23 protein-coding genes and 5 pseudogenes are annotated in these 25,947 nt (G+C 69.0%); 14 read left to right on the forward strand and 14 right to left on the reverse strand.

The features are described from left to right. From ADK64_RS42855 to kdpF, 7 genes are all read right to left on the reverse strand, one after another. Positions 1 to 120: SDR family NAD(P)-dependent oxidoreductase (locus tag ADK64_RS42855; RefSeq protein WP_159046249.1), on the reverse strand; the 120-nt coding region annotated here is incomplete at its 3' end. 512 nt (positions 121 to 632) lie between these two features. Then, the gene (locus ADK64_RS14770; RefSeq protein ID WP_159046250.1) at positions 633 to 1,052 is read right to left on the reverse strand and encodes a DUF3592 domain-containing protein; all 420 of its coding nucleotides are present in this window, start codon (positions 1,050 to 1,052) and stop codon (positions 633 to 635) included. Beyond that, positions 1,049 to 1,753, reverse strand: a complete 705-nt coding sequence (locus ADK64_RS14775) for a response regulator (RefSeq protein WP_053658985.1) — start codon at positions 1,751 to 1,753, stop codon at positions 1,049 to 1,051. The genes ADK64_RS14770 and ADK64_RS14775 overlap by 4 nt, the downstream gene beginning before the upstream one ends. Positions 1,754 to 1,871: 118 nt before the next feature. After that, the gene (gene kdpC, locus ADK64_RS14780; protein ID WP_078992652.1) at positions 1,872 to 2,507 is read right to left on the reverse strand and encodes a potassium-transporting ATPase subunit KdpC; all 636 of its coding nucleotides are present in this window, start codon (positions 2,505 to 2,507) and stop codon (positions 1,872 to 1,874) included. A gap of 21 nt (positions 2,508 to 2,528) precedes the next feature. Further along, positions 2,529 to 4,661 (reverse strand): potassium-transporting ATPase subunit KdpB, encoded by a 2,133-nt coding sequence (gene kdpB, locus ADK64_RS14785; protein WP_053658987.1) that lies wholly within the window; start codon positions 4,659 to 4,661, stop codon positions 2,529 to 2,531. Next, positions 4,661 to 6,325 (reverse strand): potassium-transporting ATPase subunit KdpA, encoded by a 1,665-nt coding sequence (gene kdpA / locus ADK64_RS14790; protein ID WP_053658990.1) that lies wholly within the window; start codon positions 6,323 to 6,325, stop codon positions 4,661 to 4,663. Before kdpA ends, kdpB begins: the two co-directional genes overlap by 1 nt. Before the next feature lie 37 nt (positions 6,326 to 6,362). Further along, complete coding sequence (gene kdpF / locus ADK64_RS42190) at positions 6,363 to 6,452, reverse strand: K(+)-transporting ATPase subunit F (RefSeq protein WP_063789906.1); 90 nt, start codon at positions 6,450 to 6,452, stop codon at positions 6,363 to 6,365. 243 nt (positions 6,453 to 6,695) lie between these two features. Here kdpF and ADK64_RS14795 point away from each other — a divergent pair. The 4 genes and pseudogenes from ADK64_RS14795 to ADK64_RS14805 all read left to right on the forward strand — a co-directional run. Beyond that, positions 6,696 to 7,067 (forward strand): annotated as a pseudogene (locus tag ADK64_RS14795) (sensor histidine kinase); the annotation flags it as partial. Then, positions 7,067 to 7,330, forward strand: coding sequence for a hypothetical protein (locus ADK64_RS47205; RefSeq protein WP_234384571.1), 264 nt, complete (start codon positions 7,067 to 7,069; stop codon positions 7,328 to 7,330). The pseudogene ADK64_RS14795 and the gene ADK64_RS47205, both read left to right, overlap by 1 nt. Further along, positions 7,303 to 7,881: a DUF4118 domain-containing protein gene (locus ADK64_RS47210; RefSeq protein WP_234384572.1), complete on the forward strand. Its 579-nt coding sequence runs from the start codon at positions 7,303 to 7,305 to the stop codon at positions 7,879 to 7,881. Before ADK64_RS47205 ends, ADK64_RS47210 begins: the two co-directional genes overlap by 28 nt. A 107-nt stretch (positions 7,882 to 7,988) precedes the next feature. After that, positions 7,989 to 9,851, forward strand: coding sequence for an NAD-binding protein (locus ADK64_RS14805; RefSeq protein WP_053658994.1), 1,863 nt, complete (start codon positions 7,989 to 7,991; stop codon positions 9,849 to 9,851). A gap of 232 nt (positions 9,852 to 10,083) precedes the next feature. Here the strand turns inward: ADK64_RS14805 and ADK64_RS45895 are convergent, their stop codons facing one another. Continuing rightward, positions 10,084 to 10,473 carry a hypothetical protein gene (locus ADK64_RS45895; RefSeq protein WP_159046251.1) on the reverse strand — a complete coding sequence of 130 codons (390 nt, stop codon included), beginning with the start codon at positions 10,471 to 10,473 and terminating at the stop codon, positions 10,084 to 10,086. A 288-nt stretch (positions 10,474 to 10,761) separates the two neighbouring features. On the opposite strand from ADK64_RS45895, the gene ADK64_RS14815 reads away from it, so the two are divergent. Continuing rightward, on the forward strand, positions 10,762 to 11,928 hold the full coding sequence (locus tag ADK64_RS14815) for a nitric oxide synthase oxygenase (protein ID WP_234384573.1): 1,167 nt from the start codon (positions 10,762 to 10,764) through the stop codon (positions 11,926 to 11,928). Between the two features lie 109 nt (positions 11,929 to 12,037). Continuing rightward, positions 12,038 to 12,535 carry a hypothetical protein gene (locus ADK64_RS14820; protein ID WP_053658998.1) on the forward strand — a complete coding sequence of 166 codons (498 nt, stop codon included), beginning with the start codon at positions 12,038 to 12,040 and terminating at the stop codon, positions 12,533 to 12,535. 41 nt (positions 12,536 to 12,576) lie between these two features. Here the strand turns inward: ADK64_RS14820 and ADK64_RS14825 are convergent, their stop codons facing one another. Then, positions 12,577 to 13,383 carry a hypothetical protein gene (locus ADK64_RS14825; protein ID WP_053659000.1) on the reverse strand — a complete coding sequence of 269 codons (807 nt, stop codon included), beginning with the start codon at positions 13,381 to 13,383 and terminating at the stop codon, positions 12,577 to 12,579. A gap of 295 nt (positions 13,384 to 13,678) precedes the next feature. Here ADK64_RS14825 and ADK64_RS14830 point away from each other — a divergent pair. The 3 genes and pseudogenes from ADK64_RS14830 to ADK64_RS48965 form a co-directional block, all read left to right on the forward strand. After that, positions 13,679 to 14,044: pseudogene (locus ADK64_RS14830) on the forward strand (GDP-mannose 4,6-dehydratase); the annotation flags it as partial. Positions 14,045 to 14,487: 443 nt separating this feature from the next. Continuing rightward, positions 14,488 to 14,778 carry a hypothetical protein gene (locus ADK64_RS48960; protein ID WP_420712973.1) on the forward strand — a complete coding sequence of 97 codons (291 nt, stop codon included), beginning with the start codon at positions 14,488 to 14,490 and terminating at the stop codon, positions 14,776 to 14,778. Between the two features lie 15 nt (positions 14,779 to 14,793). Further along, complete coding sequence (locus ADK64_RS48965; RefSeq protein ID WP_420712974.1) at positions 14,794 to 15,003, forward strand: helicase associated domain-containing protein; 210 nt, start codon at positions 14,794 to 14,796, stop codon at positions 15,001 to 15,003. Between the two features lie 191 nt (positions 15,004 to 15,194). On the opposite strand, the gene ADK64_RS14840 is transcribed toward ADK64_RS48965, so the two are convergent. Next, complete coding sequence (locus ADK64_RS14840; RefSeq protein WP_053659002.1) at positions 15,195 to 17,018, reverse strand: hypothetical protein; 1,824 nt, start codon at positions 17,016 to 17,018, stop codon at positions 15,195 to 15,197. A 35-nt stretch (positions 17,019 to 17,053) separates the two neighbouring features. Between ADK64_RS14840 and ADK64_RS14845 the strand changes: the two are divergent. Further along, positions 17,054 to 17,278: pseudogene (locus tag ADK64_RS14845) on the forward strand (GNAT family N-acetyltransferase); the annotation flags it as partial. A 7-nt stretch (positions 17,279 to 17,285) separates the two neighbouring features. Here the strand turns inward: ADK64_RS14845 and ADK64_RS14850 are convergent. Next, a pseudogene (locus ADK64_RS14850) lies at positions 17,286 to 17,803 on the reverse strand (transposase family protein); the annotation flags it as partial. Between the two features lie 566 nt (positions 17,804 to 18,369). On the opposite strand from ADK64_RS14850, the gene ADK64_RS14855 reads away from it, so the two are divergent. Next, positions 18,370 to 18,633: a hypothetical protein gene (locus ADK64_RS14855; protein WP_234384574.1), complete on the forward strand. Its 264-nt coding sequence runs from the start codon at positions 18,370 to 18,372 to the stop codon at positions 18,631 to 18,633. Positions 18,634 to 19,531: 898 nt separating this feature from the next. Here the strand turns inward: ADK64_RS14855 and ADK64_RS14860 are convergent. Beyond that, entirely contained in the window at positions 19,532 to 20,461 is a 930-nt protein-coding gene (locus tag ADK64_RS14860) for an NADP-dependent oxidoreductase (RefSeq protein ID WP_053659006.1), read from the reverse strand. A 75-nt stretch (positions 20,462 to 20,536) separates the two neighbouring features. On the opposite strand from ADK64_RS14860, the gene ADK64_RS14865 reads away from it, so the two are divergent. Together ADK64_RS14865 and ADK64_RS14870 are read left to right on the forward strand one after the other, a co-directional pair. After that, positions 20,537 to 20,917 carry a winged helix-turn-helix transcriptional regulator gene (locus ADK64_RS14865; protein ID WP_053659008.1) on the forward strand — a complete coding sequence of 127 codons (381 nt, stop codon included), beginning with the start codon at positions 20,537 to 20,539 and terminating at the stop codon, positions 20,915 to 20,917. Between the two features lie 384 nt (positions 20,918 to 21,301). Then, a complete protein-coding gene (locus ADK64_RS14870) occupies positions 21,302 to 22,645 on the forward strand; it encodes an erythromycin esterase family protein (protein WP_053659009.1) in 1,344 nt (447 codons plus the stop codon). A 125-nt stretch (positions 22,646 to 22,770) separates the two neighbouring features. On the opposite strand, the gene ADK64_RS48970 is transcribed toward ADK64_RS14870, so the two are convergent. Together ADK64_RS48970 and ADK64_RS14880 are read right to left on the reverse strand one after the other, a co-directional pair. After that, positions 22,771 to 23,064 (reverse strand): SpoIIE family protein phosphatase, encoded by a 294-nt coding sequence (locus ADK64_RS48970; protein ID WP_053659011.1) that lies wholly within the window; start codon positions 23,062 to 23,064, stop codon positions 22,771 to 22,773. 348 nt (positions 23,065 to 23,412) lie between these two features. Then, the gene (locus ADK64_RS14880; protein WP_053659013.1) at positions 23,413 to 25,497 is read right to left on the reverse strand and encodes a SpoIIE family protein phosphatase; all 2,085 of its coding nucleotides are present in this window, start codon (positions 25,495 to 25,497) and stop codon (positions 23,413 to 23,415) included. 212 nt (positions 25,498 to 25,709) lie between these two features. On the opposite strand from ADK64_RS14880, the pseudogene ADK64_RS47215 reads away from it, so the two are divergent. Next, positions 25,710 to 25,897, forward strand: a pseudogene (locus ADK64_RS47215) (PhoU domain-containing protein); the annotation flags it as partial. Between the last annotated feature and the right edge of the window lie 50 nt (positions 25,898 to 25,947).

Genomic DNA, 25,947 nt, shown 5'->3' on the forward strand with positions numbered 1-25,947 from the left:
ACGGCCGTGCAGCAGCACGGTGGCGCCGCGTTCGGCGAGCTGCCGCGCGGTCTCGTGGCCGATGCCGGAGGTGGCTCCGGTGACCAGCACGGTACGGGACGAAAGTGTGGAGTTGGACATGATCCGATCCGGGTAGCGGCACGCCGGCGCGGCCCGTCAAAGGGGGCGGACGTGCGGTGGAGAAGGGTGGGCGAGGGGCGCCTGAGCCGATCACGGCGCCCCTCGGGTCACGGAAAGCGGCGTCGGCGGGACGCGGCGCCGCCGCGGCATGCGTCGACGTAATCGCGATGCCGGGTGGCGCGGACGCTTCCGGTCAGCACGGCTCGCGACGCGACGGCCGAGCGGGACTCGGCGGCCGGTCGAGCAGGAGCCAGGCGCTGTTCACGTCGCCCATGGAAGCCGTCCCGCAACCGCCGGGCAAGGCGAAACGCCGGTCTCTGACGGGGTCCTGACGTGCGCATACGGGACCTTGACGGGAAGCCCGACGGGCGGACGCGGCTCAGCCGAGGCCGGGCACCCCCGAGATCAGCAGGCCGATCGGCTTGATGCCGATTCCCGCCGGATCAGCGCGAGCTTGTCCTCGGGGGTGGATGAGGGCGCGCAGGCGCGGCCGTAGGAATGCAGAGCACGGACTACAGCACTGTGAAGCCGATCAGCACCACAGCGAGCAGGAGCACGAGGGCTCCGGCGGTGATGAACCCGTGGTCCAGCAATCGTCGTTCGCGGTTGTGGACGACAATGGTGCCCGGGTCGGCCGGGTCGTAGGTGATCAGCAGTGTGTCGCCGTGGTGCAGTGGCCGCCGTCGTGTCGCCGGTACGGGGCTGCCGATCTCCACCACTTGGCCGGCCTCCGTGCTGAACTGCAGCAGCGGGCGTGGCGACGAGGGATCGTCGCAACGTGCTTGAGGATTGTGCTTGACCAGTGCCCAGGCCTTGACGCCGGTGCGTTCGATCCTGCGGGTCTGGTGCAGGCCGATGAGTCCGGCGAGCGCCATCACGCAACCGCCGCAGGCAGCGAAGACCGCCATGACGACTGTGTCTGCTATGCTCACCTGTCCACACCTCCGCCGGGCTCGAATCGGTAGCCGATGCCGGGCTCGGTGATGAGGTAGCGCGGATGGGCCGGGGCCGGCTCCAGTTTGTGGCGCAGGGCCGACATATAGATGCGCAGGTAGTTGGAGTGCTCGTCATGGCCCGGCCCCCAGATGCCGCGCAGCAGTTGGCGACCGGTGACCAGCCGTCCCGGATTGCGCAGCAGGGGCGCGAGCAGTCGCCATTCCGTCGGGGAGAGGTGGACAGGCTCGCCGTGGCCCGAGTCGCTCACCGCGGTGTAGGCGGCCAGATCGATGACGTACTCGCCGACGGTGACGGTCCGAGGTCCGCCGGAGCAGTCCGAACGGCGCAGCACGGCACGCAGTCGGGCCAGCAGTTCCTCCATGGCGAACGGCTTGGTCACGTAGTCGTCGGCGCCCGCGTCCAGCACACCGGCGACATCCGAGGGCGCCGCATGCTCCGACAGCGCGATGACCGGTATGGAGGACCAGGATCGCAGGTTGGTGATGACGTCGGTGCCGTCGAGGTCCGGCAGGTCGAGGTCGACGATGACCGCGTCCGGGGGCTTGTCGGCGGCCAGGCTGAGGGCGCTGGTCGTGTCGGGAGCGGTGGCGACGGCGTAGCTCTGCGCGGTGAGACTGACGTCCAGGGCGTGCAACAACTGCGGCTCGTGGTCGACGACCAGCACGCGTCGCGTCATCTCTGTCTCACTCTCCTTGCGCCGGACGGGCCCCTCGCGCCAGGAGTCACGCAGCCCGGTCGCACGAGGGGGGAGCTCGCGGGACCGGACAGCGTGGCGCATGGTGTGCGGTGCATGCTCATCGTTGCCGCAACGCGGCCAGATCGTGGTTGAGCCGGACGACGTTGACGCTTTCCTGACCCAGGAATCCCAGCTGACGGCCGCTGATGTGCGCGGCGACGAGCCCTCGGACCGTGGCCGGGTCGAGCGCAAGGGCCTTCGCCACCCGGTTGACCTGCTCGTAGGCGTACGCGGGTGAGATGTCCGGGTCGAGACCGGAGCCGGAGGCGGTGACCGCGTCGGCGGGAACGCTGCTCGGCCGAACGCCGTCGAACGCGGCCACGGTGGCCCGGCGCTGCGCGATCGTCCCGATCAACGTGGCGTTGTTGGGGCCGAGGTTGGAGGCGCCGGAGCTGGTCGGGTCGTAGCCGGTGCTCCCCGCCGCGGACGGGCGGGGCTGGAACCACTTCGGGTCGGGTGCCGCCGTGGTCTGGCCCTTGCGCAGCGGGAGATCGAAGTTCTGGCCGATGAGGGCGGAGGCGACCGGACGTCTGTTGTCCTTGATCACGGATCCGTTGCCCTGGTACGGAAAGAGGCCCTGGGCGACGCCGGTGACGGCCAACGGATAGGCGATGCCGGTGATCACGGTGAACACCAGCAGCATGCGCAGCGCCGCCAGGTGATGGCGGACCACGTGGGCGAGAGAGCCGAGCACGAAGATCGCCCTCCTTGTCGGTCAGTGCAGTCCGGGGACGAACTGGACGATGAGGTCGATGGCCTTGATACCGAGGAAGGGCAGCACCAGGCCGCCGAGGCCGTAGATCCAGATGTTGCGGCTGAGCAGCGCGGCCGCCGACGAGGGCCGGTAGCGGACGCCGCGGAGGGCCAGCGGGATCAAAGCGATGATGATCAGCGCGTTGAAGATGATCGCGGAGGAGATGGCCGAGGTCGGGCTGTGCAGACCCATGATGTTGAGATGATGCAGCCCCGGATAGACGCTGGCGAACATCGCGGGGATGATCGCGAAGTACTTGGCGATGTCGTTGGCGATGGAGAACGTGGTCAACGAGCCCCGGGTGATGAGGAGTTGCTTACCGATCTCGACGATCTCGATCAGCTTGGTCGGGTTGGAGTCGAGGTCGACCATGTTGCCGGCCTCCTTGGCGGCCGACGTGCCGGTGTTCATCGCCACGCCGACGTCCGCCTGGGCGAGCGCGGGCGCGTCGTTGGTGCCGTCACCGGTCATCGCGACCAGCTTGCCGCCGGCCTGCTCCCGCTTGATGAGGGCCATCTTGTCCTCGGGCGTGGCCTCGGCGAGGAAGTCGTCGACGCCCGCCTCCTCCGCGATCGCCTTCGCGGTCAACGGGTTGTCACCGGTGATCATCACCGTGCGGATGCCCATGCGGCGCAGTTCCTCGAACCGCTCCCGCATGCCGTGTTTGACGACATCCTTGAGGTGGATGACACCGAGGACCCGGGCGCTCTCGGCACCTCCCCGCCGTGCCACCTCGCCGACGACCAGCGGCGTGCCGCCCGTCGCGGAGATGCCGTCGACCAGCGGGCCGACCTCGTCCGTGGGGTGGCCGCCGTGCTCGCGGACCCAGCGCATCACCGCCGTGGCCGCGCCCTTGCGCAGGGAGCGGTTTTCCGACTCGTCGTCGAGGTCCACCCCGGACATCCGGGTCTGCGCGGTGAACGGGACGAACTCGGCATGAGTCAGTTCGCCCTCGGCCCGTGCGCGCAGCCCGTGACGTTCCTTGGCGAGGACCGCGATCGAGCGCCCCTCGGGCGTTTCATCGGCCATCGAGGACAACTGGGCGGCGTCCGCCAGCGTTTCCAGGTCCACGCCGCTGACCGGCAGGAACTCGGCGGCCTGCCGGTCGCCCAGGGTGATGGTGCCGGTCTTGTCCAGGAGCAGGGTGTTGACGTCGCCCGCGGCTTCCACGGCGCGCCCGGACATGGCCAGCACATTGCGCTGCACCAGCCGGTCCATGCCCGCGATGCCGATCGCGGAGAGCAGCGCGCCGATCGTGGTCGGGATCAGGGCGACGACCAGCGCCACCAGGATGACGATGGACTGCTCGGCGCCGGCGAAGACGGCGAACGGTTGCAGGGTCACCACGGCGACCAGGAACACGATGGTCAGCGAGGCCAGGACGATGTTGAGCGCGATCTCGTTGGGTGTCTTCTGTCGGTCCGCACCCTCCACGAGTGCGATCATCCGGTCGATGAAGGTCTCCCCGGGTTTCGAGGTGATCCGTACCACGATGCGGTCGGAGAGCACCTTCGTTCCGCCGGTCACGGCGGAGCGGTCGCCACCCGATTCGCGGATCACCGGAGCCGACTCGCCCGTGATCGCGGACTCGTCCACGCTCGCGATGCCCTCGACCACATCGCCGTCACCGGGGATGATCTCGCCGGCCTCGACCACGACGTGATCGCCGAGCCGGAGTTCGGTGCCGAGAACCTCCTCGGTGACCTCTGGCGCGCCAGGTTGCCCGTCACGGATGACACGGCGGGCCATGGTGTCCTTCTTCGCCCGGCGCAGCGTCTCCGCCTGCGCCTTGCCACGTCCTTCCGCCACTGCCTCCGAGAGGTTGGCGAAGACCACGGTCAGCCAGAGCCAGACGGTGATCACCCAGGCGAAGACGCTCGGGTCCCTGATCGCCGACAGGGTGGTCAGCACGGCGCCGACCTCGACCACGAACATCACCGGGTTCTTGACCATCAGGCGCGGGTCGAGCTTGCGCAGGGCGTCGGGGGAGGAGGCCAGAAGCAGCCTGGGCTCCAGCATTCCCGCGGAGATACGGTGCGTTCCGGCCTCCGCTAGGTCCTTCGGCGCCGCGGCTTCCAAGGTGGTGGTGGGCATCAGTGCAACCCTTCCGCGAGCGGCCCCAGCGCGAGCGCGGGCAGGTAGGTGAGGCCGACGACGATGAGGATCACGGCGGACAGCAGGCCGACGAACTGCGGCCGGTGGGTGGGCAGCGTGCCCGCGGTGACGGGCACCGGCTGCTGCTGGGCGAGCGATCCGGCCAGCGCCAGTACGAACACCATCGGCAGGAAGCGGCCCAGGAGCATCGCGAGCCCGAGCGCGGTGTTGTACCAGACGGTGTCGGCGCTCAGCCCGGCGAACGCGGAGCCGTTGTTGTTGGCGGCGGAGGTGAAGGCGTAGAGCACTTCGGAGAAGCCGTGCGGACCGTGGTTGAGCATCGCCGCCCGCTCGCCCGGCAGGGACATCGCGATGCCGGTGCCGACCAGCACGATCGCCGGGGTGGTGAGGATGTACAGCGAGGCGTACTTCATCTCCCGGCCGCGCAGCTTCTTGCCCAGGTACTCGGGCGTGCGGCCTACCATGAGGCCGGCGATGAAGACCGCCACGACGGCCAGGATCAGGATGCCGTAGAGGCCGGATCCGGTGCCGCCGGGCGCGATTTCGCCGAGCATCATGTTGAAGATCGTCAGGCCGCCGCCGCCCGGCGTGTACGAGTCGTGGAAGGAGTTGACCGCACCGCAGGACGTCAGGGTGGTGGACACGGCGAACAGGGCCGAGGCCCAGATCCCGAAGCGCTGTTCCTTGCCCTCCATCATCCCGCCTGCCGCATGTCCGGCCGAACTGCTCACACTGTGCAGCTCGTTGGCGGTGACGATGGCCACCGAGGCGGCCCAGATCAGCGCCATCACGGCGACGATGGCGTAGCCCTGCCGCTTGTCATCGACCATCGTGCCGTAGGTGCGCGGCAGCGAGAAGCCGATCACCAGCAGGAGGTAGATCTCCAGCCAGTTGGTGAACGGGCTGGGGTTCTCGAAGGGGTGGGCGGAGTTGGCGTTGTAGAAGCCACCGCCGTTGGTGCCCAGCTCCTTGATGGCCTCCTGGGAGGCGACCGGGCCTCCGGGGAGAGACTGGTGCTGCCCGGCGATGGTGGTGATCGACTCGAATCCGTGGAAGTTCTCGATCGTGCCCGCGGCGACCAGCACGATCGCCATGACCAGCGAGATCGGCAGCAGTATCCGCAGCACGATCCGGGTGAGGTCCTGCCAGAAGTTGCCGACCCGGTCGGTCTTCTTCCGGGTGAACCCGCGGATCAGGGCTGCTGCCACGGCGATCCCGACCGCCGCCGAGACGAAGTTCTGCACCGCCAGGCCCGCCATCTGCACCAGATGGCCCAGGGCCGACTCGCCCGAGTAGGCCTGCCAGTTGGTGTTGGTGACGAAGGAAGCCGCGGTGTTGAACGACAGATCGGGAGCGACCGGTTTCGTACCGAGGGAGAGCAGCAGATGGTTCTGCAGCCGAAGGAAGCCGTAGAGGAACAGCACCGAGACCACGGAGAACGCGAGAACGCTGCGCAGGTAGCCAGGCCATGTCTGCTCGGCGTCCGCGTGCACGCCGCCGACCCGGTAGACCAGACGCTCCGCGCGCCAGTCACGGGCGGAGGTGAGGACGTGGGCCATGTAGTCGCCGAGTGGGCGGAAGGTCAGGGCCAGTGCACCGACCAGGGCGATGATCTGCAGCCAGCCCGCGAGAGTGGCGTTCATGGAGAACCTCTTCGGCTACGGACCGTGTCGGTCGCAGCTAGAACTTCTCGGGGAAGATCAGGCACAGGACGAGGTAGATCACCAAGCAGACGGCGACGACCAGGCCGACAGTGTTCTCCAGGCTCATAGCCGGCTCACTCCCTTGGCGATCAGACCGATCAGGGCGAACGCGGCGATGACGAGAACGATGAATCCGAGATCCGACATGTGTGACACCCCCGTAGCGACGACGGGAAAGGATGATGTCGGTGAAATCCGGCTCATTCAGAACAGTTCTGTGCCGGTCGTTTGGCGAGTGTCATTAGCGGATTTGTAATGACTTGTGCCATTTTTTTGATGAGTCCTTGATGCGGTGGCCTGTCGACTCGCTCCGCTGCTGGAGCGGGTGATCGCCAACCTCGTCGGCAACGCCGCCCGGCACACCCCGTCCGGCAGGAAGGTGCTGGTCACGGCGAGTGCCCTGGCGGGGAGGGTGGAGCTGCGGGTGGTGGACCGGGGGCCAGGGCTGCCCGCCGACGGCCGCGACCGCCTCTTCGAGCCCTTCCAACGGCTCGGCGACACCGACAACACCACCGGCCTCGGCCTCGGACTCGCCCTCGCCCGGGGCCTGACCGAGGCGATGGACGGGCCCCTTGGCCCCGAGGGCACTCCCGGCGGCGGTCTCACGATGGTGGTGTCGCTGTCGTTCTCGGCGCAGATGGTGGGTGCCGAACCGACCGGGCAGACTGTAGGAGGTGCGTGATGAGCACCCTGACCGGTACCTGGAAACCGCACCGTGGGCGAGGAATCCGTCTCACGCCCCGGACCCGGACGCCCCGCGACCGAATCGCCCTGGCGGCCGGGCTCGCCGCGCCGTTCCTGGTGGCCCTGGTGCTCGTCCCGTTCCGCACGAGCCTCACGCACACGAACGCGGCCCTTTTCCTCGTCGCCATGGCCGCGCTGGGCAGCCGTCGGCGGGTGTGGTCGCGGCGCTTTCCGTGGGGGCCTGGTTCGACTTCTTCCTGACCCGGCCGTATCAGACCTTCGACATCACCGCCTCGGCCGATAACGAGACGGCGGTGCTGCTGCTCGCGGTAGGCGTGATCGTCTCCCAACTTGCCTCAATGGTACGTTGGTTGGGAGTCATGACGGTGACGGCTGCCGCCCTCCTGGCGCGGATCCACCGCACAGCCGACCTCGTGCAGTCCGCCAACTCGGCGGACACCGTGGTCGACCACGTGCGCGGCGAGCTGACCGACCTGCTCGGCCTGCGCGCCTGCCGATTCGAGTACGGATCGCTCATGGGCCGTCCGCCGCGCCTGGAGAGGGACGGCAGCGTAACGGTGGGCCGACGTACCTCGACCCCGGATGCCGACTGGCCCGAGGGCGAGATCGAGCTGCGCACCTACGGCGATGGCCGCTTCCTGCTCACCCCCCGGACCCGGCGACGTACCCCCGCTCCAGGCCCGTATGGTCGCGGTGATGCTGGCCGACCAGACGGGGGCCGCGCTGGACACGTCAGGACCGGTCCGCGAGTAGTGAGGCCGAGCACGACGGATTCCCTGACACGATCTTGACGTCGGATCCGCCGCCTGACGGAACGGCGCCGCGGCTCCCGCCGTTCCTCCTCGGTGTGACCTCAACTCTCCACCTTCGCACTGAACTTGGCCAACGCTCCCAGCACATGGTGATCTGCGGTGACGACGGTCTCGCGCACCGCCTTGCGCTCGAACTGGACGCAGTGTGCGGCGAGGTCGTCACGGTGGTGGTGCCCTCCCGGGACGACGAGTACGGCGACCGGATCGCCGTGCTGCACGACGACCCGCGCTCGCCGGTCGAGCTGCTGGTCTCCGCGCGGCCGGACGAGCGTGCCCTGCGGGCCGCCGGTGTCGAGCGAGCTGCCGCGCTGGCCCTCACCTACCGCGACGACCAGGTCAACATGACCGCCGCGCTGCTGGCCCGCACCCTCAACCCGTCAGTGCGGCTGGTGGTGCGGATGTTCCACCGCGAGCGCGGACGTCACCTGGAACGTCTGCTGGACCGTGCCGCCGGCCTGTTCGAGGACCCGTCGCGGGACACCTCCACCACGGTGCTGTCGGACACGGACACCGCCGTACCGGAACTTGTGGCGGCCGCCGCCGTCGGCCACGGGCACACCCTCCAGGTGGAGGGCAAGGTGTTCCGCGGTGTCGTACGTGCGGCCGGGGCTCCGTCGCGGACCACCGACCTTGCCACCCTCGCGGTTCTCTCCGGTGCCCACCAGGACGACCCGGCGAGCCAGGACAGCCCTGAGACGCCCGGCGAGGACGGCACCCAGCTGCTGCCGGACACCCGGACCGCCTACCACCGACAGTTCACGCACGGTCGGCTGATGCTGGAGGAGGTCACCCATCACCACGCACCCGAACCGGCTCGCCGCAGCCGGCGTGGCCGTACCGGCGCATGGCTGCGGGCCCGCCTCGCGCACCTGCCGTGGAAAGTCTTCCTCTCCCGCGAGGTCACCGCCGTCTTCGGCGCGCTCGGCGCGATGGTGCTGGCCCTGGCCGCCGCCACGGCGCTGTTCGCGGACGAACATCCGTGGTGGAAGAACCTGTACCTGCCGATGCTGGACATCTTCACCATGGGCGACCCAGCCACCGACGAGCCCGTCGCCCGGCGCATCCTCCAGCTCGTCGCCGGCTTCGTCGGCCTGGCCGTGCTGCCGCTCGTCGTGGCCGCCACGCTGAACGCCACCGAAGCCTTCCGTGCCGCCTCCGCGAGCCACCCTCCCGACGAGGGGACGGCAGGCCACATCGTCCTCGTCGGCCTGGGGAAGATCGGTACGCGGGTGCTGGCCCGACTGCGCACCACCGACCACCAGGTCGTGGTGATCGAACGCGACCCGCACGCGCGCGGTGTCGCGCTCGCCCGCGAGCTCGGTGTGCCGCTGATCCTGCAGGATGCCACCGCCCCTGGTGTGGTGGATCTGGCCCGGGTCCGGCACAGCCGATCGCTGCTCGTCCTCACCCGCGACGACGTCCAGAACCTGGACATCGTCATGGCCGCCCGCGAGACCAATCCCCAGGTGCGGGTGGTCATGCGGCTCTACGACGACGACCTCGCGGCGACCGTCCAGCGCACCCTGCGCGCCTCGTACCCTGACGCCCTCACCCGCAGCAGAAGCGTTTCCGCGCTGGCAGCTCCGTCCTTCGCCGCCGCGATGATGGGCCGTCATGTGCTCGGTCTGATGCCGGTGGAGCGGGGATCGCTGCTGTTCACCTGCGTGGACGTCGCGGGGCACCCGGAGCTGGAGGGCCACTCGGTGCACGAGGCGTTCCGGGTGAACGAATGGCGGATCCTCGCCGTCGGGGCCGTGAGCCCCGCGGCGGAGGCCTCTTCCATGGACACCCTCACCGGACTACGTCCGGAGCTCTCCGGCTTCGACTGGCGTCCGTCGCAGGGACGGGTGCTGCGGGCCGGTGACCGCGTGGTTCTGGCGACCTCGCGGCGCGGGCTGGACATCCTCATGACGGGCGTTCAGCCGCACCCGACGAACCGGAGGGACTGAGCGTCGACACGTCGCACGGTGGAAGAGCGGGTCCCGTGAACTCTGCCGGTATCAAGCAGTGATGAGGTCATATCGTCTGGCACCGTCCGGTGCCAACGGCCGCACGGGGAAGCGGACGGCACGGGTACAGGCGGCAGATCCAATTTTGTGTTCGATCGCATCCCGGCCGGGGACGGCCCAGCCCTGAGATTCCGTCGCCTTCGGGCCGGTCAGAACAGACGCCGTTGCGGCCTTAGCCCAGTCCGGAGGCCTTGAACACGGCCTGCGCGGTCTCGCGGTCCATGCGGGCGGACAGGCGGCGCAGCGTGGTCTGCCCGCACAGCAGCAGGGCGTCGGCCGCTGCCTTCTGCGCGCCCTCGTTCAGGCGGATCCACGGCTGCGGGTTGCGCATCAGGGCCTCGGGATCGATCTCGACGCGGCCCCTCGGGGCGTCGCGACCTCGCGCCGGCTGCTGCGCGAGCAACAGGTGCGAACAGACCTGCTGGTGTCCGTCCGCTGCCTGGACGGCATCTCTCAACGGCTCCCGCTGGCCTTCGCGGATGATGCTGGTCTGTGCGCGAAGAAGTAGAACACCCTGCGCAGGCGGCGACTGCATCCAGCAGACCGCCGTCCACGGATGCAAGATCGCGTTCCTCGTCACTGCTGTAGATGCGGACCGCCAATGCCACCTCCTGGTTCTGTATCCGGACGATGTGACGGTGGGAATCGGCCTACGGGTTCTCCAGCACCCCGTCACGCGCCTTGCGTCGCGCCGGCGGTTCCGCAGCTGTCAAGGGCGCGCATGAGTCCCGTCAAAGGGACGGTGCCAGGGTTCGTGCCGTGGCTGTCTGTGCGTAGTGTTCGGCTGCCGGCAGATGTTTCGTACACGTGAACTGGGTGCCCCATCCTCGCAGTTGACAGGGAGCTCATCGTGAAGACCTCACGTCTGTGCGTACAACCTTCCACACCCCCTTCCCGGCTGGCCGGGCAGGTGGTCGCTGAAGCCGAGGACCTGGTGAGCCAACTCGCCGCTGAGGGACACCTCCCGGCCGATTCCGTGGAGCGGCGGACCACAGAGATAAGGGCCGAGCTCGACGCGACGGATACGTACCGGCAGAGCTCTGAGGAGCTCTGCCTCGGCGCCCGGATTGCCTGGCGGAACAACCCGCAGTGCATCGGCAAGTTCTACTGGAAGGGGCTGGAGACCCGGGACTGCCGTGACGTCGGGGCCGACGGCCGTGATGAGGGCGCCCTGTTCGAAGCTCTCGTGGACCATCTCCGGCTGGCCTGGAACGGGGGAAAAGTGCGCATGCTCCTGAGTGTCTTCGCCCCGAGCAGGCCCGACCGGCCCGGACCCAGGGTCTGGAACGGCCAGCTCATCCGCTACGCCGGATACCGGCAGCACGACGGGACCGTGGTGGGCGACCCCGAGACGGTGGATCTCACCGAGGCCGTGCTGCGGCTCGGCTGGCGCGGCCGGGGCACCGAGTACGACGTGCTGCCGCTGGTCATCCAGTGGCCGGGACGCGAACCCCGCTTATTCGACCTGCCGCAGGACGCGGTCCCCGAGGTGCGCATCAGCCACCCCGACTACCCGTGGTTCGAACGGCTCGGACTGCGCTGGCACGCATTTCCCACCATCTCCAACCAGGTGCTCGAGCTGGGCGGCCTGCGCTACCCCCTGGCACCGTTCAGCGCCTGGTACACCTGCACCGAGATCGGCGCCCGCAACCTGTCCGACACCAACCGCTACGACAAACTCCCGCAGGTCGCCGAGGGGATGGGCCTGGACACCGGCCGGGACCGCACCCTGTGGCGCGACCGTGCGCTGCTGGAACTCACCTCGGCCGTGCTGCACTCCTACGACCAGGCCGGGGTGTCCATCATCGACCACCACTTCGCCACTAAGCAGTTCGTACGCCACGAGGAACGCGAACACAAGAGCGGCCGCGGCTGCCCGGCCGACTGGTCCGCCATCGTGCCCGCCACCAGCGGCTCGACCACTCCCATCTGGCAGCGACGGTACGAGCCCACCAGGGTGCTTCCCAACTTCTCTCCCCAGCCGGTGCCCTGGCCGGCCGGCGGTACCGAGGGATGAGCGGGTGCCGCTGAGTTCTTTCGCGGTGCCGACCGGGGCGGTTCTCAACCTCTGTGGCAGCGGCGTCTATGCGTTGCGAACGCTGCGCGGATCGGTCCGGCCCAACCCCGTGACCTGGCTTCTGTGGGCCCTCGCGCCAGGCGTGGCTTTCACCGCCCAAGTCGCGCGCCACGCAGGCCTGCCCGCCCTCACCACCCTCAGCGTGGGGCTCGGCCCGCTGCTGGTCTTCCTGTGCGTCTTCAGCCGTCCGGGGTTCCGCAGCGCCCGTCCGACACGGTCCGAACTCTGTTGCGCGGCCCTCTCCCTTGGCGCACTGGTCGGCTGGTGGATCACCGCGGAGGCGGAGAGCACGCTCGCCCTGAGCATCCTGGCCGACGGTTGCGCTGCCGTCCCCACGGTCGTGAAGTGCTACCGCCACCCTGAGACCGAGGAGCGCACGGTCTACGCCCTCATGGCCCTCAGCGCGGTGCTGACCCTCATCACCCTGCGCACCTGGACCTTCACCACCGCAGGCTTCGCCTGCTATCTGCTGACGCTCTGCGTCACCCTGCTGATCCTGCTGGGGCGCCGGTCGGGCCAGTCCGGACTCGGTACGCTCCCGCCCTGACCGTGAGCGGCGCTGCGCACGCCCTCGGACAGGGGCACCGCTCACCTCTGGGCGTCCCCGGACGTCAGCAGCGACACCGGGCCCTCGGCCCGAGCCAATTGCCAATCACGCGGACGGGCACGCCCCAGCCGATCCGTATCGCGGACCCGCAGCCAGTCCCCACCGGGTCTCAGCTCGGGTCGCAGCTGGGTCCCGACGCGATGCGGCAGGGTGGAGCGGACGATCTTCCACCGCCCGGCGTGTACCCGGCCGATGGACACCTCGCAGTCCAACAGCGTTGCCGCCTCAGCGCGGCGACTGCAACCGCCGACCTGTTCGACGAGCGGGACCAGGAGAGTGGGGAGCGGCACAGGCCGGTCCCGGGCGTAGCCGAACCAGGAGCCCACCCGGACCAGCACCCCCGCACAGCCTTCCAGCGGATCCTCGAGCAGGGCGGCTGCCGGGCCGCCCTGCTCGAGGAGTTCCCAGTGCTCCACATAGGCCTCGTGCAGGCCCTCCTCGACGAGCACCCCGTCTGTCCAGTGCAGGGTGCCCGCGTCGGGAAGCGGTGACGACGGGTGGAGATCGATCCGGCGGACCCAGATGAAGGCGCCGCCGTCCTCCTCCAAGGTGCCGGCGAACGCCTTCTGCCCGCACAGCGCCAGCAGCTGCGGTCGGTCCAAGTCCATCAGCAACGCTCTTCCGACGACGCCGTCGAGAGCGGGCGGCTGCCGCAGGTCCCCGAAGAGCGAGGGGCCTTGGACCCACGTGGTGATGGTGACGCGGTCCGTCGAGCCGTCCGCTTCGCGGGCGAGTGCGCGCCGCCAGATGCCGTGCAGCTCCGCGATGGCAGGGTGGGACCTGGACATCAGTACTCCGGTCCTGGCGCAAGGGATGGTGGCCGGCCGGGACGGCCGCTGGGGGATCACGCTACGGCGGACCAGGTGCCGCGGCCAGTGCGCCAACCGGCCATGACGGCGTCCGTGGCTCGCACGGCGTCGGTCCGGGCGGGCTCCGGATCTTGTCGCCCGCATGGTGTCCAGTGTGTTGTAGCGGAAATCTTCCGACTCCTGCCGCAGTGTGCGGCCGGAGTCTCGCACATTCCTTAGGCCCAATGCTGATTCGCTGGCACTCCGAGAAGGCCGTGGCGGTGGAAGGGAAATGATGTCCGAGCGTGCGCTGATCACCGGAGTGACCGGGCAGGACGGGTCCTACCTGGCAGAACATCTGATCCCGCTGGGATACGACGTCTGGGGACTGGTCCGGGGGCAGGCGAACCCGCGCAAGGACCGCATCAGCCGGCTGATCCCGGATCTGCGGTTCATGGACGGAGATCTGATGGACCAGGGCAGTCTGGTCTCCGCGGTGGACCTCGTCCAGCCGGACGAGGTCTACAACCTGGGTGCCGTCTCCTTCGTCCCCATGTCGTGGCAACAGCCTGGACTCGTCACCGAGGCCAACGGCAACGGCGTGCTGCGCATGCTGGAGGCGGTCCGGATGGTGAGCAGGCTGAGTGGCGGGGCGGCGAGGGCCGATGATTCGGGACGGATCCACATGAGCATTCACACCCGCCGGGTTCCAGAAGTGCAGCCCGTACGAGAGGACATCGACGCAAGCCGGACCGGGACGCCGCGAACCGACCGACCAAGGGCAGCAAGGTGCCCTTCACCTACCGCGTGCCCGGCGGCGACGACCAGGCGGAGTGACGGCGCTCCTTGAAAGCGGCTCTGCCCGCAGTTCCGTGATTGAGACGGAGCGAGCTAGTTGTCGTCAACCCGGCACCCTGACCAGGGGGTTTCTGGACCGCTGAGCACGACAACTGTCGTCAGATTCGCATCGTTCTTGGCGTCTACCGCTCTTATTGCAAGCAAAGGCGGCAAGGTCAGAACTGCGCGGTCCGGAACGCGAGATACCGGCTGAAGGCCCTCGGGCAAGGGATCGCCGACGCCCGCCGCTTCTACGCCCGCGACGACATGGACGAGGGCCGCATCGAGCAGCTGGAGGACATCGACCCGGCGTGCCCGGCCTGGCCGGTGGAGTGGCAGCGCGCCTTCCACCTCGTCCGGCTCCACCTGGACGCCGGCCACGCGCTGCCCACGTCGCCCGGCGACGTCGTGCGCCAGGCCGAGGACCTCGGCAGGTGGGTGCGCTCGGTCCGGTACGGCTGGGACAACCTCACCACCGTCCAACAGTGGATGTGTGAGCAGATCCTCGGGATCGAGCCCGCTGCCGAGGACGAGAAGCGGCAGCCGCGCCGTACGTAGGCCGACCAGTGGGCGATGAACTACGAGGCCGCCCGCCAGTTCTTCGAGCGCGAGGGGCACGTTCGGGTGCCCAGGAAGCACATCGAACGGATCATCGTTGGCGAGGACCAGGCGGAGCGCCAGCTCTGGCTCGGGGCATGGATCGGAAAGCAGCGCAGCCGGGCCCGTACGCTGCCCCCGGAACGGATCGGGCAGCTGTCCGCGATCGGGATGCGCTGGGTGTAGCCGCGTGCGGACGAGCACCTTGCTTGTTCGCGGGCGGGTCAGCCGAGCCAGTCAATGTCCAGACGGACACGTGGCGCAGGGGGCGGTTGACGAAGCAGATCGTCGCCGACCCGGCCACAGGGCCGCCCGGAGGGCAGGTCCGCGGCCGGGTGCTCCCGGCTGGGCAGCGCCGAGCGCAGTGGGCGAGTGGACTACTTGACGCCGACCCGGGTGTGGACGCTCGCCGAGTTGAGATGGTGGGTATCGGGGGACTGGTAGGCGACGTACCAGGTGCCGTTGTTGGTGTCCTTGGCACTGAGGCTGTACTGGCCGCGGGCGTCGGTGGTGGCCGTGGACATGAGGTGCCAGGTCTTGCTGCCGGTCGGTTGGAACCACAGGCGCACGGTGGCGTGGCCGTAGGCGTGCCATGTTCCTGTGGAGGACTGCTGGAGGCTCCCAAAGAAGGCCAGCTTCTGGTTCTGGCTCGCGTGTGTGGTGCTCGGTCTGCCGCCGGTGATCCGGGTGGGGGTGCGCCACAGGTGCACCGCCTTGCCGGTGACGGGCAACCAGTCGCGGTTGCCGAGAAAGGAGACGCGCCAGTAGCCGTTGGCGTTGCTGCCCTGGCGGACGTCGCAGAGGAATTCGTCCTTGCCGAGGCCCTGGCGTCCGACCGTGGCGGTAGCTGCGTTGTGCCAGGTTTTGCCGTCCGCGGAGTACTGCACCTGGACCGTCGTGCCGTTGGGCGGGGGGCCAGCCTGTCCCAGGGTGAGATGGCCGGCGATAAGGCCGTGGCCTGTGGCGTCCTGGGAGATGCTGAGGCTGGTGAACTGGGCTCCGGGCTGGGGAATGTGGACTCGGATGCCTTCGGCCGGACTCTGCTGTAGGAAGTCCGTAGCCTCGTCACGGACTTGGTAGGCCCCGGCCTGGGAGACCGGTATGCGGAATGCTCCCTGGTCGTCGCTGAAGCCACTGGAGATCCAGTCGGAACCGGTCTGCGGGCCTGACAGGTCGAAAAATGTGCGGGGAGCGGGGAGCCAGGCGTCGCCGACCTTGCGCTCCACGACGCCGGTCACGGTGGCCGTGCCGCCGGCGGGGACGTTGATGTCCGGTGGCGAGGTAAACCGGATCCGGGTGGGTTCGGACGCGGGAAGGTCAGGCTGGGGGAGGTACGCATACGCGTGGGTGTGGGTCCAGCTGTCCTCGCGGCCGGGCTCGTATTCGCCGGAGGTCTGGATCATGCCGTTGGCATCGAACGAGGTCGTGAAGGTGCCGTCGGCACCCGTCGTCGCCTTCGGCGAAGAGCCACTGATATTCCCGTAGACGGACACGGTGGCGCCCGAAAAGGGGCTGACGTGGCCTGTGCCCGGGTCGGTCAGGGTGAGGGCTCCGTGGACGGTGACGGTCCGGTGGTCGAAGTCGAAGTTCGACGGGACACTCTGCGTGTACTGGCTGAAGTGAACGACCTGCTGGTACTCCACCGTCCCGCCGGCGGGCAGCGTGACGTCGTAGCCATGGTCGTCGCGAACGTCCAGCGCAACCCGGTAGGCGCCAAAGGCAGGCAGCACGACCGGGTTCGTCGCCCGCCACACACCCGCGTCCACGTACTCGAAGTCCGCCACGGTGAGTACGGGTGCCGCGTCCGCGGGCGCGTTCAGCGGATAGAAGCGGGCGGTGAGCGATGTGACCGTCGCGCCGTTGCCGGACGACCGTGCGGAGACACGGAAGTTGGCGCGGTCGTTGGTGTAGTCGAAGGGGGCGGCGGTGGCCCAGGGCAGACCGGACATCTGCTTGGTGAGTGTCACCGGCCCCTGTCCGTCCGGCAGAGTGGGAGCGTCGCCGGCTGTCGGTGCTCCCGTGGCGTCAGCCGTCGGCGTGTCGGCGGTGGTCACGGGCGTAGAGCTCGGCACCGAGGTCCCGGCCAGGGCCTGGCCCGGCAGGGCCAGCGTGGCGAGGAAGCCAGCCGCGACCGACGTGGAGATGAACAGGCGTGGTCTCACGTAGAAGTCCCCCCGGACGGTGAGTTGCGGATCTGTCATGCGCAGATCGACATCGCATCCTACCGAGGCCGCGCGCTCTGCTGCGGTGGGCATTCGACACGCTGGACCTCAATCGCGTCCAAGCCGAGACCGATACGCGCAACATGGCTTCTGCCCGCGTGCTGGAGAAGCTCGGCTTCGTGCGTGAAGGGACGTTGCGGGAGGACTGCGTCGTCAACGGCGAGGTCTCTGACTCGTGGGTCTACGGGCTGATCAGGCGGGAGTGGCAGCCGTCGTCCGAGCCGGTTCCCGCCCACTGAACCTCTTTCATCCTGTGTATTGGCAGGTCAGGAGGGTGTGCACGGCTGCCACGGTCCTGCCGATGCGGGTGGTCGAGCAGCGTGCTCGCCGCAGCAGCCGCCAGGACTTGAGGCGGGTGAAGGCGCGTCCACCGGGAGCACGGAGACGTGCGTGGTCGCCGTTGTACCGCTGGTAATGGTCGGGCAGGTCACGATGGCCGTAGTAGGGAGTACGGACGGTGACGCCGGTATCCTGGTACGCGCGGTCGGCCAGGACCAGGATCTGGCGTGAGAGGTAGGCCTGGATGAGCCCGTGAGCACGGGCCGCGGTGAGGTCATGGGTCCGTCCCGGCGTCGCCCGCGAGAACCAGAGCGGCGTGCCGTCAGGACGTGCGATGACCTGGACGTTCATGACGTGTTTCTTGTGTTTTGCGAGTAGTACGGCTCGTCCGCCCTGACGCGGTCGGTGGGGATCAGCGTCCCGTCGACGATGACGAAGTCGCCTTCCCCTAGACCGACCAGGGCCTCGTGTAGCCCAGGCGCCCACGAGGGGCTTCGCCATGTCACCCCACCTGGCCAGCCCATTTCACTCCTGAGGCACAGGATGAAAGGGGTTCATTGACGATGGCCCTTGTCCGGCCCAAGGGACAACGTGGTGAGACAAACTCCTCTCCTGTCACACTGAGGCTGTCGGATTCTCATTGCGTGGTCGCAGCCGACCCGGTTGTGCAGGCGGCGGGCATGGCGGGCCGGAACCCGACCGGCGGCGGCAACTCGGTCGTCGTCTGCCGCCTGGTCGGCGCCCTGCCGGCCGGTACGCTCCGCGCGGTCGGGATGCCGCGCTGCGCCGCATGGCGCTTGCCACGCCTGCAGGGGGATCATGCTGCGCGCGATGGCCAACAATCACGGGGTGGGCGTCCTGGTGGGATGCGTGCTGAGGTCGGGCTGACCGCTGCCCCGCACACCTCGCAGCCCCCTTCGCCCGGTAGGCGCCGCGCACGTCTCGCAGGCCGGAACCGGCCCTCCGGCTTGACAGGACCGGTCCGTCCGACGCCTGGCTCGTTTGCCGCTGCGGCCCGACTCCCGGCCAACCGGCCAGAGTGTTCAACGCCGTGATCCGGGAGACGATCGACCTGGCGGCGCTGCGGGCCTTGCGGGAGTCCCGCACGGACGTGGAAGCCCTCGATCTCACGGCCGAGCGGCTGTGCCACCTCCAGGACGCGTTCACCAAGGCGGCCGACGACTCCCGCGCCCACGCGGACCGCTTCGCAGAACAGGACGACGCCGACGGAGTGCACCCGGTGCGCGAGGACGACCAGCAGGCGCACCGACCGCAGGGGCCCGGACCGCACCGTGGCCGGGAGGTAGGGCACTGAGCGCACCCGATGCTGCGGTGCGCAGCGACGACGCCCGGCATCTGCTCCACCGAGCTTTGGAAGGAGCCGGAGTTGAGACAATTTCCGCTCGGGGTGTGCGTGGCGCGTGCGGCCCTGATGGTGGGAGGGCCTTTGGCCTGCTGACACGGTCGTGACGCCAGGGTTGTTCCTGGAGCGGGCGCAACGTTTTTCGGAGCGTTCGTGAGACGTGCCCGGTGGCGCGGTACACACGGCGTGTCCTGGCGAGAGCGGCACAGGCGCGCATGCCGCTCGCGTTGCTTTGTGCTGCGTTCACCTGCAGCGACTTCACGCGGGGCAGTGTGGCCGAAACTCCGGACAGCAAATCCTGGACCGTCACAAAACGGGTGCCGGCTGTCAGAAGTCCGTGCTTGGATGCGGCCAACGCGGCGCGAGAGCAGGTCAGTTGCTGACGATTCCTCGCGCCCCGACTCAGGGAGACAGTCCTGCGAAAACAGATCGTCAGAAGTCTCACCATGAAGACCGCCCCGTCCGCCACCACCGCGGGGGTGGCGGCGACGCCGCAGGCGAACGCCACCTGCCAGATCAACATGATCTCGATCAACCCGCCGAGCCCGTGCACGGCCTGGACCACCACGCCGCCCGGGGTGGCGAATTCCGCGTCCAGGGGGTCGAGGGCGTCGGTGCGGCCGACGAACAGTCCCGTTCCCGGCACGTCGCACAGGCCCGCCGGAGCCTGCACCTGCGTGACCGGGCCGCACGCTTCCGGCGGCAGCCCGACGCCGTTCTCCATGAAGATGTTCTGGGCGACGGAGTTGACGACGTCCCGGCCAGCGGCGTTCGAGCCCACGTTTGCCGTGGCCCCTGTTGGGTCCGCGGACGCCGTTGCCGGCGTGGGACGCGAGGCTCCACGATGGGATCAGACGGTGAGGACGAGCTTGCCCTGGAGGTGACCTGCGTCGAGCAGCCGGTGGGCGTCGGCGACGCGCTCGAACGGGAACGTCTCCTGCACGTGGACCCGGAGCCTGCCCTGTTCGACGAGTTCGACGAGACCTCGCAGGCCGACCGGATCGGGGTCGACCGCGATGCCGCTGAAGCGCATGCCGGCCGCCTCGTACTTGGCGATGAGCTCCGCATCCTCCTCGGCGACCGCCGTCACCAGGTGACCGCCTGGGCGGAGCACCTCGAGCGACCGCTCGATGGTGTCGCCGCCGATCGTGTCGAGCACGACGTCGATGTCGCGGACCGCCTCGGTGAAGTCGACCGCCGTGTAGTCGATCACCTCGTCGGCGCCGACCCCCTCGACGAACTTTCGCTTGCTCCCGCTGGCGGTCGCGATCACGTGCGCGCCGAGCGCTTTCGCGATCTGGATCGCGACGTGGCCGACCCCGCCGCCACCGCCGTGGACCAGGATGCGGTCGCCCTCCCTCACGCCGCCGAGGTCGACGAGGCCCTGCCACGCCGTCAGTCCGACGATCGGCAGCGCCGACGCCTCGACGTGCGAGAGCGACGCCGGCTTGCGTGCCAGGTGCAACGCCGGCACGGACACGACCTCGGCGTACGCGTTCGCCGCCCGCGGGAACAGCGGCATCCCGAACACCTCGTCGCCGGGCCTGAACCGCCACGTCTGCGGCGCCTGATCGACCACGCCGCTGATGTCCCAGCCGAGGATGAACGGCGGCGGGCCGATCAGCGGGAACTCGCCGGCGCGCAGGCGCGCCTCCAGCGGGTTCAGCCCGATCGCCTTGACGCGGACGAGAACCTCGGTCGGGAGGGGTTGGGGCTCGGGCGCGTCCACGATGGTGAGCACCTCGGGACCGCCGAGCGTCTCCTGGGTGATGACTCGCATGACTCTCCTGGCATTGGAGGGGGGTGAGAACCCAGGCTAGGTTTCCGATAGGAACCAGCAGGTACCTTTGGCGCCATGAGCGGTTTCGGTCCCGGTGATCCCTTTCTCGCCGACTGTCCGGCGCGTCTGGCGGTCGAGCTCATCGCCGACAAGTGGACGGTGGTCGTGCTCTACGGCCTCAGCAAGGGACCGGTGCGCCATGGCGAGCTGATCGAGCTGATCGGCGGCATCTCCCGCAAGATGCTCACCCAAACGCTCCGACGGCTCCAGGCGCACGGACTCGTTCGCCGCCACGCCTACGCCGAGGTGCCGCCCCGCGTCGAGTACGAGCTCACCCCGCTCGGGGCGACGCTGATCGATCCGATCCACATGCTGACCGAGTGGGCGAGGGCGAACGGCGACGCAGTGCTCGATGCCCTCGACGCCGACCCCGAGCCGGTCGCCCATAGCGACTGAGGCCCCAGCCAGGGCAGCGACCTGCTGACGGATCGTAGGCGGGGGCCGGTGATGGGCGCGGCCGCACCCGGCATCACGCCGGAGCCGGACCTGCCCGGTGATCTACGCCATGGTCATCGTCCGCCGACCGGCACGAGTACTCAACTCGCCATTCGCACCAGACCCGTGACCTGCGACTTCACGATGCACACCGCTCTACGAGGATGCCCCGGGCAGAACACTGCACAGCCCGCCCCTGCAGGGCCAGAGCGGCTGATCCCGAAATCCGGGTCATGGGGTTGTCCCCCGGGAAAGTGTTGGGTTGGCCCCAGCGCGCCCGGACCGCCGCACGCGTGACGATCTTCTCAGCAGCGCTTGGCACCAGGCACGTTGAGGAGTGGTCACATGAAGGGCAATGGAAAGTGGATCGCGGCCGTGGCTGTTGCCTTGGCCGCGATGCTGGCCCCTGCGGCGACCGCGTACGCAGCACCGGCGGCGTCCGCGGCGACCGGCGCGTCACCCCCCGTCGGGGCTCTGCAGCGGATTGCCCATCCGCTGCGGTCGACGGAGCCGGGCACCGGCACGGCCGATCTGCGGGCCCTGGGGGTGATGGTCGGCGACGCCAGGGTGGTCGGCATGGGCGAGGCCACGCACGGCTCGCACGAGTACTTCGCCCTGAAGGACCGGGTCTTCCGCTACCTTGTCGAGCGGAAGGGATTCACCACCTTCGCCCTGGAGATCAGCTGGTCGGCGGGACTGCGGATCGACGACTACCTCCAGCGTGGTGACCGTGACCGCGATGCGCGGCAGGTCGTGCACGAGGTGATGGCTGGATCTCCCTGGGACCGCGAGGAGTTCGTGAGCCTCGTTCGCTGGATGCGCGATCACAACCGCCAGCACCCCGACCGCCCGGTCCATTTCCTGGGCGACGACATCGGCGCGCCCAGGCTCGACGAGCGCGTCTTTGACAGCGTCACTGACTATGTCCGGCGGACCCGTCCGGAATCCGTGGCGCCCCTGAACGAGCTCCTTTCCGGCCTGCGCCCTCTTGACGACGCCATCGCCTACCTGGAGAGGCCGCTTGCGGAGCGGCAGCAGAATGCGGCCAGGGCACAGCAGGTCTTGGAACTGGTGGAGCATCAGGGATCGGCGGGTGGTGAGGATGCGGAGTTCGCCGCGCAGAACGCCCGCAACATCGCCCAGACCTACACCTTCCTGACCCTCAACCCCGGCGACCCGAAATCGTTGACCGCCATGGAGCGCTATCGCGACCAGGTGATGGCCGAGACCACGGCATGGTGGCAGCGGCGCACCGGCGGCAGGATCCTGCTGTCGGCCCACAACGACCACGTCGGCTACGCGGCCTCCGATCCCACGACGTACCCGAAGACGCAGGGCTCGTTCCTCCGCGACACCCTGGGCACGGACTACCTCGCCATCGGCACCACCTTCGACCGGGGCTCCTTCCTCTCCAAGGACGAGGCGCTCGGCGGCGCGTGGAAGAAGTTCACCGTCGGCCCGGCCGGTTCCGGCACGAACGAGTACACGCTCGACCAGGTCCGGTACCGCGACTATTACGCCGACCTGCGCAAGGCCCCTGCCGCCGCCCACAGTTGGCTGGACGTCTCGCGCCCGGTATACAGCGTCGGCACGCAGTACCCGAACGACAAGACGCCTGAGATCGCCATCGGCGAGGCCTACGACGTCCTGGTCCACCTCCACACCGTTCGAGAGGCGAGCAAACTATAGCGCCCCAGCGCGAGCCGGGCGTCCGCCGCTGCACGGCGACAGCGTCACCGGGACCCTCGCCTTCGACAACAGGGGCGGCGCCGAGTCGCGCGGCAATGCGACGATCCCGCTCGCCTCAGACCGAATCACAGGCGAGCGCAACCGGACCATTTCAGCTGAGACAGCATCAGGCATTGCCCATCCGGGACCACATCCCGCCTCGCCCCGGCATCCGACAGATCGAGATCCGCCAGGGTGCGCACCGCTGTGCGCACCCGTCCCATGGCCACCGCCGCCTGCAGCCCGTGCCCGGCGACATCCCCCGCCACCAGGGCCACCCGCGCGCCGGAAAGCGGGATCACGTCGAACCAGGCGCCGCCCAGCACCGTATGGCCACGCGCAGGCACATAGCGCGCCGCCGCCTCCACGGCACCGAGCACCGGCATCTCCTGCGGAAGCAGACTGCGCTGCGGTCCCAGCGCAGTCGCCTTTTCCCGCGTGTACCGCCCCGCATTGTCATGCAGACGCCGGCACGGGCCACGAGTTCCTGGGCCAGCATCGTCCCGTTCGCATGCACGCCCCTGAAACGCGTGAAGACCGCCGCGCCCCGCCTCCCGAATCACCTGACGCCCCATCAGTACAAGCGTCGGATCCTCGCGCGCCGTCCAGGACCAGGTCCACAACCGGTGCGAGCGGGTGGGGGAGCGGGGGGCATGGGTGAACGTCACAGGTCTCCAGCACCGCCGCGCCGGTGATCAGTGGAGTGACCGGCCGGACCGGGCCGTATGTCAAGAGTCGGACGCGAAGGGTTGCATGCGTGCGATGAGGACGGCGACATCATCCGGGTCAGCGGGAATCCGGAGTTCGTGAAGAAGTCGGTCGCAGGTTTCCTCCGGGGTGAGGTCGGGTGTGTCAAGCAGGCGCAGGAGGGTGTCGAGGCGTTCGTCGATGGGGTGATGACGGACTTCGACGAGTCCGTCGGTGTACAGGACCAGCCCATCACCGGAGCCGACGGTAAAGGTCGTGGTCGTGAAAGGGACGCCGCCGACCCCGAGCGGGGCACCGGTCGGCAGGTCGAGCAGTTCCGGGCGCTTGCCGCTGCGTACCAGGACGGGGGGCAGATGGCCGGCTACGGAGATGTGGCACTCCGCGCGGTGAGGGTCGTAGACGGCATAGACGCAGGTGGCTATGTACTGCTCAAGCCCTGAGGTGATCTTGTCGAGGTGCTGGAGGACCTGGGCAGGGTCGAGGTCGAGGTCGGCGAAGTCGCTGGTGCCGGTGCGCAGGCGGCCCATGGTGACGGCGGCGTCGATGCCGCTGCCCATGACGTCGCCCACGACCAGTGCGGTTTTGTCGCCGTCGAGTGGGAGGACGTCGTACCAGTCGCCGCCGACCTCGTAGGCGGCCTGGGCGGGCCGGTAGCGGGAGGCGACTTCCAGGCCGGGGAGGTGGGGCGGGTGGTCTGGGAGCAGGCTGCGCTGAAGGGTTTCGGAGGCGTTGCGCACGCTCTGGTGTGAGCGGGCGTTGTCGATGCACACGGCGGCGCGGGAGGCCAGCTCACCGGCGAGGGCGAGGTCGTCCTCGCTGAAGGGCTGCGGGTTGCGGGCCCGGCTCAGCCCCAGGAAGCCGAGGATCTGGCCACGGGCGGTGAGCGGGAGCAGCATGTAGGAATGCACGCCGGCGCGGGCCAGCAGCGTGGCGGCGCTGTCGTCGCGGGCGATGCGGGCCAGGTTGGTGTCATCCAGGTGGGAGATCAGGATCGGCCGGCCGGTGCGTACGCATTCGGTGGGCAGGCGGTCGGCGTCGTAAGCAGCGATCTCGCCGGGCGGGTCCGCGGCCTGGACGGCTTCGGTGGCATAGGCGGCCTGCACCGCGAGGGCGCGGAAGAGCGCGGGGCCGTCACCCGAGGGCGGGCGGTGCTCGTCGAGGACGAAGTCGAGGACGTCGACCGTCGCCATGTCGGCAAGCTCGGGAACGGTGACGCCGGCCAGCTCTCGGGCGGTCTGTTCGACCTCCAAGGTGGTGCCGATGCGGGCGGAACCATCGGCGATCAGCGCCAGGCGACGGCGGGCCTCGGCGGCCTCCGTCGCCGCCTGGTAACGGTCGGTGACGTCCACCACCAGGTCGGCCACCCCGAGGACCCGCCCCCGGGGGTCCTCCAGCCGGTACAACGAGATCGACCAGGCGTGTTTGCGCGGGTCAGTGGGCGTGTGGCCGACGATGGTGTACTCGTCAACCATCGGGACCCCGGTCTTGAGGACCTGCCGCATCCCGGCCTCCGGCCCCTCGAACTTCGCCGCGGTCATGATCTCTCGGTAGTGCCGGCCCAGATGGTCTTCCGCGGGAATGCCGTGCATTCGCTCCAGAGCGGGGTTGACGGCCACGTACCGCAATTCGGTATCGAGGATCGCCAGCCCGATGGGCGACTGAGAAATCAGCCGGGTGGACAGGGCGACGTCCCTCTCGACCTCCCGAAGCTTTGACCTGTCGGTGGCCAGACCAAGGGCGTAGAAGTCACCGAGGCTGTCCAGCAGCCGCATGTTGCGGAACTCCACCAAGCGAGTGCTGCCGTCCTTGTGCCGGATCGGGAACGCCCCGGCCCACCTCTCCCCGGTACCCATGACCTCGGCAAACAGCTTGATCATCAGATCCCATTGCTGCTCGTGAACGAGCAGCGGCGCAGCGTACTGCCCGAGTGCCTCCTCAGCGGTATAGCCGAACAGGGCCTCGGCCTCCGGGCTCCACAAATCGATCCGCCCATCGGCATCCAACAGCACCGCAGCAACGCCGAGAAGATCCATCAGCCCACTCGGCTGCGACGATTGCCCCTCCGGCTGGCCGGTGTCACCCGGACGCCCATCGGCTGCGCTCACACGGGCGCTCCTTCCATGCGATGGACCACAGGGGCGCCTCCGCTCGCGCCGGCCCGTGGCCTGCCCCGTACCTAGGGAGTGCTTTGGCTTCCATGGTCCGCCTGGAACGGCCTTCCGTGCACGCCCTGGATCTGGAGGACCCGGGCAATCGCCCTGCCGGCCCGGCAGCAGCCCGTCGCTACCGACCTGCGAACCGTGGTGTCACCTCCCTGCTGAGACAGGACGGCGACCGCATGGACGAGCTACACCGCATGATCTTCCGGCACCTGATGGACGACCCGAGGAAACACGGAGTGGAAACGGCCGCCGACGTCACGCTGGGGTCGGCCGTTACTACGAACGCTTCGCCGACCACGCCATGGGGCTTGGCCGCCGAGGCGGATGCACGGATCGGCGGTGACCTGTACGCCGTGGCCCTCCACCGACAAGGGCATACAGGGCATGATCGAT

Origin of the sequence: Streptomyces sp. MMG1121 (genome assembly GCF_001280015.1) — a bacterium.
Classification (GTDB): Bacteria; Actinomycetota; Actinomycetes; order Streptomycetales; family Streptomycetaceae; genus Streptomyces.